Origin of the sequence: Nocardioides sp. TF02-7, from assembly GCF_022437945.1 — a bacterium.
GTDB lineage: Bacteria > Actinomycetota > Actinomycetes > Propionibacteriales > Nocardioidaceae > Nocardioides.
Genome location: NZ_CP092535.1, coordinates 1,184,168 through 1,198,408 on the forward strand (window position 1 = coordinate 1,184,168; position 14,241 = coordinate 1,198,408).

The following is a 14,241-nucleotide window of genomic DNA, read 5'->3' on the forward strand; positions in this document are numbered from 1 at the left end:
GCAATGCCGGACAAGTGGAGGTTTGCCCGTCACGTCGCCGTCCAGAGCCGACGCGGGCCCGGATCCGGCGGGCTCGGGGTCGACCTGCGAGAATGCGCGGGTCCCGCCCCCGTAGCTCAGTGGATAGAGCAGCCGCCTCCTAAGCGAAAGGTCGTAGGTTCGACTCCTACCGGGGGCACCGGGTGACGCGCGAGCTCGTACGCGGGCCGGCGGCGCCGGCTCACCGCCGGCAACCCCACCGGCAACCCCGCCGGCCGCCGCAACCCGATCGCCCTCCGGCGCGTCGTAGAGGCATGGTGCTCTGGACAGCGGCAGCGGTGATGTGGGCGGTCGTGCTCGTCGTGGCGGCGGTGGCGGTCGCGCGGAGGTAGCCCGCCGAGCGGCCGCACCTCGCGCCGGGCGCCTACTCCACGCGCTCGAACCTCATCCCGGCCGCCTGCAGCCGCCCCAGCAGCGCGTTGCCCATCGCCTGGGCGGTGGTGACCTGACCCGCGGTCGGCGGGTTGTCGTCGAGCGCGAGGCAGAGCGCGGCCTCGCCGAGCATCTTCGCGGTCTCGGTGTAGCCGGGGTCGCCCCCGGACACCCGGGTGTGCACGGTCGCGCCGCCGCCCTCGGCGACGAGGTCGACGGTGAACCACGACCGCTCCCGCTTCCGCTCGCTCGGCCCGCTGCCCTGCGGCACCCGCTTGCCGAGCTGCTCGCGCAGCGGCCGCACCTGCGCAGCGAGGGCGAGTGTCGTGGCGCCCACGGCACCGCCGACGGCGTAGGGGAGGGTCTTGGTGCCGGCGTAGTGGGAGTAGCGGAAGTCCGGGCCGTACGCCGCCAGCGCGGCGCCGCTGCGCGCCACGACGAACGGGTCGATGGTGGGCAGCGGGAGCAGCCAGTAGCCGAGCAGCTTGTCGCGCCCCGGCTTGCCCGACACCGCCCGGGACCGGCGGCCCTGGGGGCGCGGCTCGACCCGCCGCCGCTCCTGCATCGCCGCCCGCATCTGCTTGGCGCGGGAGAACGCGCCGAGCGCGGAGTGGAAGGTGCCGCCGGAGACCGCGCCGCCCGCGCGCACCACGCCGCGCATCCGCACCGGCACCGTGACCGGGCCGCCGAGCGCCTCGGTGAGCTGCTGCACCGTGAAGTAGGCGCCGAGGTCGTGCGGGACCGAGTCGAAGCCGCACGCGTGCACGAGCCGGGCGCCGCTGGCCTCGGCGGTCGCGTGGTGCTCGAGGTAGGTGCGGTCGACGAACTCCGGCTCGCCGGTCAGGTCGACGTAGTCGGTGCCCGCCCGGGCGCACGCGGCGACGAGCGGACCGCCGTGCTGCAGGTAGGGGCCGATCGTGGTCGCGACCACCCGGGTCCGGCCAACGACGTCGTCGAGGGCGGCGCCGTCCGTCAGGTCGACGACGAGCAGGTCGAGCCCCGCCCATCGCGGATCCGTCGTGGCCAGCCGGTCGCGCACCGCCTCGAGCTTCTCCCGGCTGCGACCGGCGAGCGCCCACCGCAGCCCGTCCGGCGCGTGCGCCGCGAGGTAGTCGGCGGTCAGCCCGCCGGTGAAGCCGGTCGCCCCGAAGAGCACGACGTCGTACGTGCGCGCGTCAGCCATGCCGGCCATCGTGCCAGCCCCGCACGACCTGCCGAAGCCGTCGTGCCGCCCGCCTCGTCTGGACTGACCGGAGCGAGGAAGCGAGGAACGAGCGACCGAGCGCAGGGAGGGAAGACGAGGCGTCCGGGGCGGCACGACACGCGCGAGCGGAGCGAGCGCAATTGGATCGTCCGGGGCGGCACGACACGCGCGAGCGGAGCGAGCGCAGTTCAGATGGAACCTCCGGCGCCGGACGTGCCGTCGTACCGTCAGCAGCCCACCACCGACGGAGAGCACGTGGACAGAGACAGCGAGCAGGCGTACGCGGCGTACGTCGAGCAGGCGTGGGGGTGCGCTCGTGCGGGCCGCGGTGTTCCTCGGCGCGCAGCCGCACGAGGCGGAGGACCTGGCGCAGACCACGCTGGTGCGGTGCTACACCGGTTGGGACAAGGTGAGCCGTGCCGACAACCGCGACGCCTACGTCTACCGGATGCTGCTCAACTGCCTGCGCGACTCCCGGCGCACCCGGTGGTGGAAGGACCGGGCGAGCACGGGGGGCGCTCGACGACGACAGCCGCAGCCGCGCCGCGGGCCGGGTGGCGGACGCGGCCGACGCGGCGGAGGCGGTCGCGGTGGCCGACGCCGTGCACCGGGCGCTGGCGTGCCTGACCAAGCCCAACCGGGACGTGGTGGTGCTGCGGTACTTCGTGCAGCTCAGCGAGCGGCAGACCGCCGACGTCCTCGGCGTGCCGCCCGGCACCGTGAAGAGCCGGCTCTCGCGCGCCCTCGCGCAGCTGGCTGCCAACGACCATCTCCTCGACCTCAGCGGAGGGACCTCGCGATGACCGACCTCGAGCGCCTGTGGGACGACCTGCCGGTCGGGAAGGCACCCACCCACGACATCCTCCGGGAGGCGCGGATCGCGGCGGGTGCGCAGGCCGCCGCGCGGCGCCGCCGCCTCGTGCTGCGTCCGCTGCTCACCGCGGGCGTCGCGACCGGCCTAATCGGCGCGTTCGTGCTCGGCACCACCGTCGGCGGCGGCTCGGGCGGCCCCGCCGGGCCGGGCGGTTCGGGGGACGGGGGCGAGGCCGGGCAGGCGCCGTCGTACGCCGCGTTCCAGGCCGACCTCGAGCCGGCGGAGTCGTGCGAGGACCTGCTCGGGGCCTATGTCGACCGTGCGCTCGCACGGGTGACGGCCTGGGGGTGGGCCGCTCGCTACCCCCTCTACGACGACGTGATCCTGCGGGACGGGGCGGTGGACGCCGAGACCCCGCTCTCGAACCGGGTCGCCAAGTACAGCGCCGACGCGCACACCGTGCGCCAGCAGAACAGCGACACCGGCACCAACGTGCAGGAGATCGGCGTCGACGAGCCCGACGTGGTGAAGACCGACGGCTCGCTGCTGGTGCGGCTGCGCGACGACGAGCTGCAGGTGCACGACGTCGCAGGCGGGGAGGTCGACCGGCTGGCGACGCTCGACCTGCCGGGCCTCGAGGGCGGCGAGATCATGCTGGCCGGCGACACCGTCGTCGCGGTCGGCGTCGACGAGGAGGCGCCGCGCGAGCGGACGCCGTACGGCCGAGCGGAGCGGCGCGCCACCCGCGTCGTCACCGTCGACCTCACCCGGCCGGAGGCGCCGGAGGTGGTGGCGGAGGCGACGTACGACGCCCGCCTGCTGTCGGCGCGCCAGCACGGCTCGACGGTGCGCCTGGTGCTCTCGAGCGGGCTGCCCGACCTCGGGTTCGTGCACCCGGGCCGGAAGTTCAACCGCCGGGCGGCGCTGGCGCACAACCGCGACCTGGTCGAGCGGTCGACGATCGACGACTGGCTGCCGACGATCACGACGGACGGGGCCAGCGAACGACTGCTCGACTGCCGCGGCGTGGCCGTCCCGTCGGACGAGCTGGCGCTCGACACCGTGGCCGTGGTCGGCTTCGACGCGTCCGCCCCGGGCGAGGTCGACGCGATCGGCGTCGCCGGCGCCACCGACATCGCCTACGAGTCGGTCGACCACCTCTACCTCGCGGCGAGCCCGGCGTGGGGCGGCTGCTGCTTCGCCGACCGGCCGAGCGTCACCGGCGGCACCACCCACCTGTTCGACTTCGCCCTCGACGGCACCCGCGCCACGCACGTCGCCTCGGGCGAGGTCGAGGGCGCGGTGGCCGACCGGTGGGCGATGGACGAGGCCGACGACGTGCTCCGCGTGGCCGTCGGCCCGACGTCGGAGACCGGGCCGTTCAACTCCGTCGTCACCCTGCGCCGCGACGGGCAGGACCTGGTCGAGGTCGGCCGGCTCGACGGGCTCGGGCGCAACGAGGACATCACCTCGGTGCGGTGGTCCGACGGACTGGCGATCGTGGTGACCTTCCGCCGGGTCGACCCGCTCTACGCCGTCGACCTCACCGACGTCGACCGGCCGCGCCTGCTGGGGAAGCTGAAGATCCCCGGGTTCTCCTCCTACCTCCACCCGCTCGGCCCCCGCCGGCTGGTCGGCGTGGGCGAGGGACCGACCGGCCGCGGCTGGGGGGCGCAGGCCGGTCTGTTCGACGTGAGCGACCTGCGGGCCGTGCGGCGGATCGACGTCCACCACTACGCGCCCGGCACCCAGCCGCTCGCGGCCCGCGACCCGCGGTCGTTCACGTTCGTCCACGACGCCCGGACCATCCTCACCGTCGTCGAGCACCACCGCGGCAGCCGGGTCGGCTACCTCTCCGTGCTGCGGATCGACGGTGGGCGGCTGCACGACCAGCGGATGCAGCGGGTGGAGTACGGCTCCGACGTCGAGCAGGTGCGCGCCGTGCCGCTGCCCGACGGGCGGATCGTGCTCGTGACCGGCGAGGACGTGGAGCTCCTCGAGCTGCCCGCGCACGTCGAGTAGCGGCGTACGCTCGGGCATGTGCCGCAACATCCGGGTCCTCCACAACTTCGAGCCGCCGGCGACGCAGGACGAGGTCGCCGCGGCGGCGCTGCAGTACGTGCGCAAGGTCAGCGGGGCGACCCGGCCGTCGCAGGCCAACCAGGAGGCGTTCGACCGGGCGGTGCGCGAGGTCACCGAGGTGACGCAGCGGCTGCTCGACTCCCTCGTCACGACCGCGCCGCCGAAGGACCGGGAGGTCGAGGCGGCGAAGGCGCGGGAGCGGGCGCGGCTCCGCTACGGGTGAGCCGGTGCCGTCCGACGGTCGGCTGGCCGACGCGTTCGCGGCGGTGCCGCGGCGCGACTTCCTGCCTCCGCACCAGCGCGGCAGCGCCGACCTCGACCAGGCGCTCGACATCGGCTACGGCGTCACCAACAGCCAGCCGCGCACCGTCCGCGACATGCTGCGGCTGCTCGACCCGCGGCCCGGCGACCGGGTGCTCGACGTCGGCTCCGGCTCCGGATGGACGAGCGGGCTGCTGGCGTGGCTGGTCGGGCCGGAGGGGTCGGTGACCGCGGTGGAGCGGATCCCGGAGCTGGTCGACGCCAGCCGGGAGGTCCTCGCCGGCCGGTTCCCCGGCGGTGCGGGTGCACCGTGCGGAGCCGGGCGTGCTCGGCCGGCCGGCGGACGCGCCGTACGACCGGATCCTCGTCTCCGCCGCCGCCGACACCCTCCCCAGGCCCTCGTCGACCAGCTGGCCCCCGGCGGCGTCCTGGTCGTGCCCGCCGACGGCGTGATGCTGCGCGTCACCCGCGACGACGGCGGCACCCGGATCGAGCGGCACGGCCGCTACCGCTTCGTCCCCCCTCATCACCGATGGTTGAATCGGGCCTCGTGGTCGGTCGAGTCGGGTCCCGTGGCGCGCTGGCCGCACCACGACCCCGACTCGTGCCACCACGACACCCGATTCGACCCCTGGTCCGGCAGGGGATGCGGCGCCGGCCCTCGAGCTGTGCGCGGCCGGGCCGCTGGTGGTGCTGACCGGGGCGGGGCTGTCGACCGACTCGGGCATCCCGGACTACCGCGGACCGGGCGCCCCCGCCCGGATGCCGATGACCTACCAGGAGTTCGTGGCCGGCCCGGAGCCGCAGCAGCGGTACTGGGCGCGCTCGCACCTCGGCTGGTCCCGGATGCGGCAGGCCGAGCCCAACGCCGGCCACCGCGCGGTCGCGGCGCTCGGCGCCGAGCTGGTCATCACCCAGAACGTCGACGGCCTGCACGAGGCCGCCGGCACTCCCCGGCTGGTCGCGCTCCACGGGCGGATCGCCGAGGTCGTCTGCCTGTCCTGCCGGCGTACGACGCCGCGCGCGGCGCTGCAGCAGCGGCTGGCCGACCTCAACCCCGGGTGGGCGGAGCGGCACGCCTCCGTCGAGGTGCGGCCCGACGGCGACGTCGCGCTGGAGGACACCGACGGGTTCGTCGTCCCCGCGTGCGAGGCGTGCGGCGGCGTGCTCAAGCCCGACGTGGTGTTCTTCGGCGAGAACGTGCCCGCGCCGCGGGTCGAGCGGTGCTACGCCGCCGTCGACGCCCTCGCGGGCACCGGCGGCACACTGCTCGTCGCCGGTTCCAGCCTCACCGTGATGAGCGGCCTCCGGTTCGTGAAGCGCGCAGCCAAGCTCGGCGTGCCCGTCGTGATCGTCAACCGCGGCAGCACCCGCGGCGACGACCTGGCGACGTACACGGTCGACGCCGGCACGTCGGAGTGGCTCCCGGCGCTGGCCGCGCGACGGGGTGGGTGACGGGCGGGGCGAGGGGCGGCCGGAGAGTCGGGTCTCAGGCCGCGTCGCTCCTGGGCGTGCTCAGTCCCAGGTGCGTGCAGATTCATCAAGGTATGTCGACGAACCTGCGCCTCCCACGGCGTACCCACCGTGGGAAGTGCGGACTCGGCGACATACCGTGATGAATCTGCGGCAGCCGTGACCCGAGCGACCCGGGTGACCACCGACCGCGGGTGACCAGACCCGACCCCCTCGGACGCGCCGCGCCGCCAACCGACCCGCCCCGCACCGCCCCTCAGAGCCGCTTGACGAAGATGTGCGCGGCGGCCTCGGGGAAGATCTCCGCGCTCTCGCCGCCGGCGCCGACGAGCACGCCGTCGGGGGTGGCCTGGATCGTGATCGTCTTGTCGGGCAGGGCGCCGACCCGGCGCATGGCGCTCATCAGCGCCTCGTCCTTCTGCATCTCCTCGGAGATCCGGCGCACCAGGGCGCGGCTGGTCTCCTCGCCGGCGGCCTTCGAGAGCGGCTCGACGCCCTCCATGAAGTGCTCGCTGGGCCGGGCCTCGCCGAGCTCGTCGAGCCCCGGGATCGGGTTGCCGTACGGCGACTCGGTCGGGTGGTCGAGCAGCTCGAGGAGGCGGCGCTCCACGGTCTCGGAGATGACGTGCTCCCAGCGGCAGGCCTCCTCGTGCACGAGCTCCCACTCGAGGCCGATGATGTCGGTGAGCAGCCGCTCGGCGAGCCGGTGCTTGCGCATGACCCGGGTGGCGAGCCGCTTGCCCTCCTCGGTGAGCTCGAGGTGGCGGTCGCCCTCGACGGTGAGCAGCCCGTCGCGCTCCATCCGGGCGACGGTCTGGGAGACCGTCGGGCCGCTCTGGTGGAGCCGCTCGGCGATCCGGGCGCGCAGCGGGACGATCCCCCTCCTCGACCAGCTCGTAGATGGTGCGGAGGTACATCTCGGTGGTGTCGATCAGGTCGCTCACCACTTCATTCTCCCCCATCGACCGAACCCGGTGCACCCACCCGTCCGGGGTGCGCGACCGCCCACCGGTTTGGCAGGCTCGGACCCATGCCGCCGCCCACCTCGACCCCGAGCACCCTGAGCGTCCCGCGCCGGTTCAACGGCCCGCCCCGCTCGGGCAACGGCGGCTGGACGGCCGGCGCGCTCGCCCAGACCCTGCCGGGCGCCGGCCTCGGCGGGCCGGTGACCGTCACCCTCCGGCAGCCACCGCCGCTCGACGTGCCGATGCCGCTCACCGAGACCGCCAACGGCGCGGTCGCCCACCACGACGGCCGGCCGGTGGCGGAGGCGGCCCTGGCCGACCTCGACCCGGTGCCGGTGCCGGGGGTGCCGATGACGGAGGCGGCGGCGGCCGAGGAGCGCTACGCCGGCCACCACCGGCACCCGTTCCCGACCTGCTTCGCCTGCGGCCCCCAGCGTCGCCCCGGTGACGGGCTCCGCATCTTCCCGGGCCGGGTGATGTCCGCCGACGACAGCGGCGGCAGCCGGCCGGCCGAGGAGGGTGATCCGCTGGTGGCCGCGACCTGGACGCCGTACGAGGTCGGCGTCCCGATCACCTGGGCTGCGCTCGACTGCGTCGGCGGCTGGGCCAGCGACATCGACGAGCGGCCGATGGTGCTCGGCCGGATGACCGCGCGGATCCACCGGCTGCCGACGACGGCGGAGCGGTACGTCGTCGTCGGCACGGTGCGCGGCGTCGAGGGGCGCAAGACGTTCACGGCCTCGACGCTCTACGACCCCGCCGGCCGGGTGACGGCCGCGGCCGAGCACGTCTGGGTGGCGGTCGACCCGAAGGCGTTCGCGTGAGCTGGTGGCAGGAGGCGGTCGTCTACCAGGTCTACGTCCGCAGCTTCGCCGACGCCGACGGCGACGGGGTCGGCGACATCGCCGGGATCACCTCCCGGCTGCCCTACCTGCGCGACCTCGGCGTCGACGCCCTGTGGGTGACGCCGTTCTACCGGTCGCCGCAGAAGGACCACGGCTACGACGTCGAGGACTACACCGACATCGACCCGCTGTTCGGCACCCTCGCCGACGCCGACGCGCTGCTGGCCCGCGCCCACGACCTCGGGCTGCGGGTCGTCGTCGACCTCGTGCCCAACCACACCTCCGACCAGCACCCGTGGTTCCGCGCGGCGCTCGCGGCGCCGCCCGGCTCGCCGGAGCGGGCGCGCTACCTCTTCCGCGACGGCCGCGGCCCCGGAGGCGGCGAGCCGCCGAACAACTGGGGAGTCGGTGTTCGGCGGTCCGGCCTGGACGCGGGTCACCGAGGCGGACGGCCGCCCGGGGCAGTGGTACCTCCACCTGTTCGACGCCACCCAGCCCGACCTCGACTGGCGCAACCCGGAGGTGGGCGCGATGTTCGAGGACGTGCTGCGGTTCTGGCTCGACCGCGGGGTCGACGGCTTCCGGGTCGACGTGGCGCACGGGCTGTTCAAGGAGGCCGGCCTGCGCGACCAGCGGCGACCGGAGCGGAGCGGGGCCGACGGGGGCCGACGCGGCCGACGGGGCGGAGGCGTCGTCGATGGTGGAGCGGGTGCTGCGCGACGAGCCGATGTGGGAGCAGCCGGAGGTGCACGACGTCTACCGCCGCTGGCGCCGGCTCCTCGACTCCTACGCCGACGACCGCGGCGACCGGATCGCGGTCGCCGAGGCCTGGACGCAGACCGCCGAGTCGATGGCACGGTTCGTCCGCCCCGACGAGCTGCACCAGACCTTCAACTTCGCCTGGCTCACGACACCGTGGTCGGCCCGCGGCTTCGCCGAGGTCGTCAACGGCTCGATCGCCGCGCTGGCCACCGTCCAGGGGTCGCCACCGACCTGGGTGCTGAGCAACCACGACGTGGTGCGGCACCCGACCCGGTACGGCGGCGGGCCGGTCGGGCTGGCCCGCGCCCGCGCGGCGACGCTGGTGATGCTGGCGCTGCCGGGGTCGGCGTACCTCTACAACGGCGAGGAGCTCGGTCTCCAGCAGGTCGACGTGGCACCCGGTGCGCGGCAGGACCCGTCGTGGCTGCGCGGCGGCGAGGTCGGGCGCGACGGATGCCGGGTGCCGATGCCGTGGGAGGGCGACGCACCGCCGTACGGGTTCAGCACGACGCCCGAGCAGCCGTGGATCCCGCAGCCGCCGGACTGGGCGGCGTTGACGGTGGTGGCGCAGGAGGCCGACGAGCACTCCACCCTGTCGTTCTACCGGCGGGCGCTGGTCGCGCGTCGCAAGCACGTGGTCGGCACCGACCTGGCGTGCGTCGCCGAGGCTCACGACGACGTGCTCGTCGTACGCCGCGGCGCGCTCACCGCGGTCCTCAACGCCGGCCGGGGGCCGGTGCGGCTCCCCGACGGCGAGGTGCTGATCAGCAGCGGCCCGGTGGGCGACCGACTGCCGCCCGACACCGCGGTGTGGCTGCGCACCGGCTGAGCGCCGGGTGGTCGCTCAGTCGGCTGCCGAGCCGAGGGTCTCGTTGTAGCGCTGCAGCGCGTCGGTGAACCCGGCCAGGTCCTCCGCCGTCCAGCCGGACAGCCGCTCGTCGAGCAGCTGGCGGCGCAGGTCCGCGACCTGCGACATCCGTCGGGCTCCCCTCCTCGCTGACGCTGACCAGGGTGGCCCGGCCGTCCTCGGGGTCGGGCGTGCGGTCGACGAGGCCGAGGTCGAGCAGCGTCTGCACCTGGCGGCTGATCGCGCCCTTGTCGATGTCGAAGACGGCGCTCATCGCCGAGGCCCGCACCGGCCCCTGCTCGACGAGGTAGGCGAGCATGAGGTACGTCGACGGCTGGAGGTCGGGGTGCACGGCGCGGGCGCGCTCGCCGATCACACGGCGTACCCGCCGGATCATCACGCTCACCTCACGCTCGAGCCGACGCAGCGCGTCGGTGCGTTCGGTCATCGGGCGACCCCTTCCTCCAGCTCCTGCTCCTCCGCCGCCTGCGCGAACGTCGTGCGCAGCGGCACCTCCTTGATGAGGAGGATGCAGAGGAACGCTACGACGGCGAACGGCACCGAGATGAGGAAGAGGTGCCCGACGGCGTCGCCGAAGGAGTGCTCGTAGAGCGCGCGCAGCGGCAGCGGCAGCGTGCCGAGGTCGGGGATGCTGCCGGTGTCGTGCTGCATGGCGCCGAGCTGCTGCTGGGTGATGTCACCGCTGCGCAGCAGACCGGGCACGCCGCTGCGGACGTGGTCGGCGACCTGGTGGGCGAGGACCGCGCCGAGCGCCGAGACGCCGGCCGAGCCGCCGATGGAGCGGAACATCGCGACCACCGAGCTCGCCGCACCGAGGTCGGCCTGGGAGACGTTGTTCTGCACGGCGAGCACCAGGTTCTGCATGGTCGCGCCCATGCCGACGCCGGTGACGGCCATGAACAGGCCGACCAGCCACAGCGGCGTCTGCGCGTCGATCATGCTCAGCAGGGCGATGCCGACCACGACGAGCGCCATGCCGCCGACCAGCCACCGCTTCCAGCGGCCGGTGCTGGTGATCACGCGGCCGCTGACGATGCTGGAGACCAGCAGCCCGCCGACCATCGAGATCGACATCAGGCCGGCCTCGGTGGGGGTCATGCCGCGGCTGAGCTGGAAGTACTGGCTCAGGTAGACCGTGGTGCCGAACATGGCGACGCCGATGAGCACGGAGGCGACGGTGGCCAGCGACACGGTGCGGTCGCGGAACAGCCGCAGCGGGATGACCGGCTCGACGGCCACCCGGGCCTCGACGTAGCAGGCGGCCGCCACCAGCACGACGCCGCCGACCACGAGGGCGGCCGAGGTGGTGGACACCCAGTCGAAGCTGCTGCCGCCGAGGCTCACCCAGACCAGCAGCGCGCTGATGCCGGCCATCACGAGCGTGGCGCCGACGTAGTCGATCTGCACCTCGCGGCGCACCACCGGCAGGTGCAGGGTCTTCTGGAGCACGACGAAGGCGAGGGCGGCGACCGGCAGCCCGACGAAGAAGCAGCCGCGCCAGCCGAGGGCGCTGTCGACGATCAGGCCGCCCAGCAGCGGCCCGCTGACCGTGGCGGTGGCGAAGACGGCGCCGATGTAGCCGCTGTAGCGGCCCCGCTCGCGGGGCGGCACCATCGACGCGATGACGACCTGCACGAGGGCGGTGAGACCGCCGACGCCGAGCCCCTGCACCGCCCGGGCGCCGATCAGGACCTCCATGCTGGGCGCGAACGCCGCGGCGAGCGACCCTGCGGTGTAGATGACCAGCGCCGCCTGCACCAGGACCTTCTTGCTGAACAGGTCGGCGAGCTTGCCCCAGATCGGGGTGGTCGCCGTCATCGTGAGCAGCGTGGCGACGACGACCCACGTGTAGCCGGTCTGGCTGCCGTGCAGGTCGGTCACGATCGCGGGCAGCGCGTTGCTCACCACGGTGCTCGACAGCATCGCGACGAACATCGCGAGGAGGAGCCCGGTCAGGGCCTCCATGATCTCGCGGTGGGTCATCTGACCCGGCTCGGTGGTGACGGTGGTGGAGGTGGTCACGAAGGGAACGGCTCGCTTCCGGAGGTTTTGGTTGACCTTGTCAACTATACGTCGGTTCGTCCCCCCTCTCCAATTCGCCGACCCGGCTCATCTCCGCACGCAGAAGGCGCCGACCCGGCTCATCTCCGCACGCAGAAGGCGTCGACCCGGCTCATCTCCGCACGCAGAAGGCGTCGACCCGGCTCATCTCCGCACCGCCAGCTGCAGGAATGCGCCGGGTCGGCACGTTTCAGGTGCGGGAATGCGCCGGGTCGGCACGTTTCCGGTGCGGGAATGCGCCGGGTCGGCGCCTCTCAGCTGCCGGAACGAGCCGGGTCGGCGCCTCTCAGCCGCCGGAACGAGCCGGGTCGGCGCCTCTCAGCTGCCGGAACGAGCCGGGTCGGCGAAAATGGACGATCCGCAGGTGTGGCCGTCGGGGCCTCCCCGGGTGGACGTCGCCCGGGTCACCTGCGGATCGGGTGACTGCGGTGGATTCGCCGCAGCACCGCGCCCAAGAGCCTGACCCCACGGAGGGTGGTCCCGGCTCGACAGCGGGGCTGCTAGCGCGCAGCCACCTCACGCGTCCTGAAAGAACTCATTCTTCGGACCACCTCCTTTCCCGTGTGCGACAACCGTAGGCGGTGGTCCCAAATCCGGACAACGACTTTTCGGTCCGCTCACACCTCGGCCGCCGCGAACTGCGCCGCGTGCAGCCGCGCGAACGCTCCCCCGCGCCCGAGCAGCTCGGCGTGGCTGCCCTGCTCGACGATCCGCCCCTCCTCCATCACGAGGATCAGGTCGGCGTCGCGGATCGTGGAGAGGCGGTGGGCGATCACGAACGACGTCCGGTCGGTGCGCAGCGCGGCCATCGCCTTCTGGAGCAACAGCTCGGTGCGGGTGTCGACCGACGACGTCGCCTCGTCGAGGATCAGCAGCGCCGGTCGCGCGAGGAACGCCCGCGCGATCGTGACCAACTGCCGCTCCCCGGCGGAGAGGTTCGACCCCTCGTCCTCGACGCGGGTGTCGTAGCCGTCGGGGAGGGAGTGCACGAAGCGGTCGACGTACGTCGCCCTCGCGGCCTCCCGGATCTCCTCCTGGGTGGCGTCGGGCCGCCCGTAGGCGATGTTGTCGCGGATCGTGCCCTCGAACAGCCAGGTGTCCTGCAGCACCATCCCGAGCCGGCTGCGCAGCTGCGCCCGCGGCATCGCGGTGATGTCGACGCCGTCGAGCGTGATCCGGCCGCCGTCGAGCTCGTAGAACCGCATCACCAGGTTGACCAGGGTGGTCTTGCCCGCGCCTGTGGGCCCGACGATCGCGACCATCTGGCCGGGCTCCGCGACGAGGGAGAGGTCCTCGATCAGCGGCTTGGCGGGGTCGTAGGAGAACGAGACGTGCTCGAACCGCACCTCACCGGTCGCGGTGGCGTCCGCCGCCGGCCGCGCGCCCCCGTCCACCCCGACCTCGGCGCCGACCGGGTCGGCCTCCTCCTCGGCGTCGAGCAGCTCGAAGACCCGCTCGGCGGACGCGACGCCCGACTGCAGCAAGTTGGCCATCGAGGCGATCTGCGTGATCGGCTGCGTGAACATCCGGGTGTACTGGATGAACGCCTGCACCTCCCCGATCGTGATCGCGCCGCTGGTGACCCGCAGGCCGCCGACGACGGCGATGACGACGTAGTTGAGGTTGCCGATCAGCATCATCACCGGCATCACCAGACCGCTGATGAACTGCGCTCGGTACGACGACTCGTAGAGCTCCTCGTTGGCGGCGTCGAACTCCGCCTCCACGGCCCGGCGCCGGCCGAAGACGGTCACCAGCGCGTGCCCGGAGATCGCCTCCTCGACCTGCCCGTTGAGCCGGCCCGTCTGCCGCCACTGGCTGATGAACTGCTTCTGGGAGCGCTTCATGATCTGCGCGGTCGCGAACATCGCCACCGGGACCGACACCACGGCGATCAGCGCCAGCAGCGGCGAGACCCAGAACATCATCCCGAGCACGCCGACCACCATCAGCAGCGATGTCAGCAGCTGGCTCATCGTCTGCTGGAGGTTCTGCGCCACGTTGTCGATGTCGTTGGTGACCCGGCTCAGCAGCTCGCCGCGGGGCTGGCGGTCGAAGTACGCGAGGGGGAGCCGGTGCACCTTGTCCTCGACGTCGGAGCGCATCCGCCGCACGGTCTGCTGGACGATGTCGTTGACCAGCCAGCCCTGGAGCCAGCCGAGCACCTGGCCGCCGAGGTAGATCACGAGGGTGAGCAGCAGGACCTGGCCCACGGCGCCGAAGTCGACGCCCTGCCCGGGCACCACGTCGAGGCCGCGGAGGAAGTCCGCGAACTGCCCGTCGCCGCGGGCCTCCGCGTCGGCGACGGCGTCGGCCTTGGTGGTGCCGGCCGGGAGCCGGTCGCCGATGAACCCGTTGAACACCTCGTCGGTCGCGCGCCCCAGCAGGTAGGGGCCCGATCGCCACGGAGGCGACCGAGCCGGCGGCGAGGGAGAAGTACGGCGACCGCTCGCCCGCGGGCCGGGCGCAGCAGGGTCAGCAACCGGCGCGCGGAG

The 14,241-nt window shown here is 73.7% G+C and carries 11 protein-coding genes, 1 tRNA gene and 5 pseudogenes; 12 read left to right on the forward strand and 5 right to left on the reverse strand.

The window, feature by feature from the left end; translation table 11 throughout:
* The first annotated feature begins 105 nt into the window (after window positions 1–105).
* Window positions 106–178: transfer RNA gene (locus MF408_RS06065), tRNA-Arg, on the forward strand.
* Between the two features lie 225 nt (window positions 179–403).
* Here MF408_RS06065 and MF408_RS06070 read toward each other — a convergent pair.
* Complete coding sequence (locus MF408_RS06070) at window positions 404–1,594, reverse strand: saccharopine dehydrogenase NADP-binding domain-containing protein (RefSeq protein ID WP_240250665.1); 1,191 nt, start codon at window positions 1,592–1,594, stop codon at window positions 404–406.
* Between the two features lie 349 nt (window positions 1,595–1,943).
* On the opposite strand from MF408_RS06070, the pseudogene MF408_RS06075 reads away from it, so the two are divergent.
* The 7 genes and pseudogenes from MF408_RS06075 to MF408_RS06100 form a co-directional block, all read left to right on the forward strand.
* A pseudogene (locus MF408_RS06075) lies at window positions 1,944–2,048 on the forward strand (SigE family RNA polymerase sigma factor); the annotation flags it as partial.
* A gap of 121 nt (window positions 2,049–2,169) precedes the next feature.
* A complete protein-coding gene (locus MF408_RS06080; RefSeq protein WP_240251692.1) occupies window positions 2,170–2,418 on the forward strand; it encodes a sigma-70 family RNA polymerase sigma factor in 249 nt (82 codons plus the stop codon).
* Complete coding sequence (locus tag MF408_RS06085; RefSeq protein ID WP_240251694.1) at window positions 2,415–4,451, forward strand: beta-propeller domain-containing protein; 2,037 nt, start codon at window positions 2,415–2,417, stop codon at window positions 4,449–4,451. The genes MF408_RS06080 and MF408_RS06085 overlap by 4 nt, the downstream gene beginning before the upstream one ends.
* A gap of 16 nt (window positions 4,452–4,467) precedes the next feature.
* Window positions 4,468–4,734 (forward strand): DUF2277 domain-containing protein, encoded by a 267-nt coding sequence (locus MF408_RS06090; RefSeq protein ID WP_240250666.1) that lies wholly within the window; start codon window positions 4,468–4,470, stop codon window positions 4,732–4,734.
* Window positions 4,735–4,738: 4 nt separating this feature from the next.
* Window positions 4,739–5,038 (forward strand): annotated as a pseudogene (locus tag MF408_RS25030) (protein-L-isoaspartate carboxylmethyltransferase); the annotation flags it as partial.
* Window positions 5,039–5,096: 58 nt separating this feature from the next.
* Window positions 5,097–5,225: a hypothetical protein gene (locus MF408_RS25035; protein WP_275693441.1), complete on the forward strand. Its 129-nt coding sequence runs from the start codon at window positions 5,097–5,099 to the stop codon at window positions 5,223–5,225.
* Window positions 5,226–5,459: 234 nt separating this feature from the next.
* Window positions 5,460–6,227: a Sir2 family NAD-dependent protein deacetylase gene (locus MF408_RS06100; RefSeq protein WP_240250667.1), complete on the forward strand. Its 768-nt coding sequence runs from the start codon at window positions 5,460–5,462 to the stop codon at window positions 6,225–6,227.
* A 274-nt stretch (window positions 6,228–6,501) separates the two neighbouring features.
* Here the strand turns inward: MF408_RS06100 and MF408_RS06105 are convergent.
* Window positions 6,502–7,189, reverse strand: a pseudogene (locus tag MF408_RS06105) (metal-dependent transcriptional regulator).
* 86 nt (window positions 7,190–7,275) lie between these two features.
* Between MF408_RS06105 and MF408_RS06110 the strand changes: the two are divergent.
* The 4 genes and pseudogenes from MF408_RS06110 (at window position 7,276) to MF408_RS26645 (ending at window position 9,646) form a co-directional block, all read left to right on the forward strand.
* Window positions 7,276–8,034 carry a hypothetical protein gene (locus MF408_RS06110; protein WP_240250668.1) on the forward strand — a complete coding sequence of 253 codons (759 nt, stop codon included), beginning with the start codon at window positions 7,276–7,278 and terminating at the stop codon, window positions 8,032–8,034.
* A pseudogene (locus MF408_RS26635) lies at window positions 8,031–8,375 on the forward strand (alpha-amylase family glycosyl hydrolase); the annotation flags it as partial. The gene MF408_RS06110 and the pseudogene MF408_RS26635, both read left to right, overlap by 4 nt.
* Window positions 8,376–8,463: 88 nt before the next feature.
* Window positions 8,464–8,622: pseudogene (locus MF408_RS26640) on the forward strand (alpha-amylase family glycosyl hydrolase); the annotation flags it as partial.
* A gap of 130 nt (window positions 8,623–8,752) precedes the next feature.
* On the forward strand, window positions 8,753–9,646 hold the full coding sequence (locus tag MF408_RS26645) for an alpha-amylase family glycosyl hydrolase (protein ID WP_345893855.1): 894 nt from the start codon (window positions 8,753–8,755) through the stop codon (window positions 9,644–9,646).
* Here the strand turns inward: MF408_RS26645 and MF408_RS06120 are convergent.
* The 3 genes from MF408_RS06120 to MF408_RS06130 form a co-directional block, all read right to left on the reverse strand.
* Window positions 9,582–10,112 carry a MarR family transcriptional regulator gene (locus MF408_RS06120; protein ID WP_240250669.1) on the reverse strand — a complete coding sequence of 177 codons (531 nt, stop codon included), beginning with the start codon at window positions 10,110–10,112 and terminating at the stop codon, window positions 9,582–9,584. The genes MF408_RS26645 and MF408_RS06120 overlap by 65 nt on opposite strands.
* A complete protein-coding gene (locus tag MF408_RS06125; protein ID WP_345893856.1) occupies window positions 10,109–11,707 on the reverse strand; it encodes an MDR family MFS transporter in 1,599 nt (532 codons plus the stop codon). The genes MF408_RS06120 and MF408_RS06125 overlap by 4 nt, the downstream gene beginning before the upstream one ends.
* 656 nt (window positions 11,708–12,363) lie before the next feature.
* The gene (locus MF408_RS06130; RefSeq protein WP_345893857.1) at window positions 12,364–14,109 is read right to left on the reverse strand and encodes an ABC transporter ATP-binding protein; all 1,746 of its coding nucleotides are present in this window, start codon (window positions 14,107–14,109) and stop codon (window positions 12,364–12,366) included.
* Window positions 14,110–14,241: the final 132 nt, after the last annotated feature.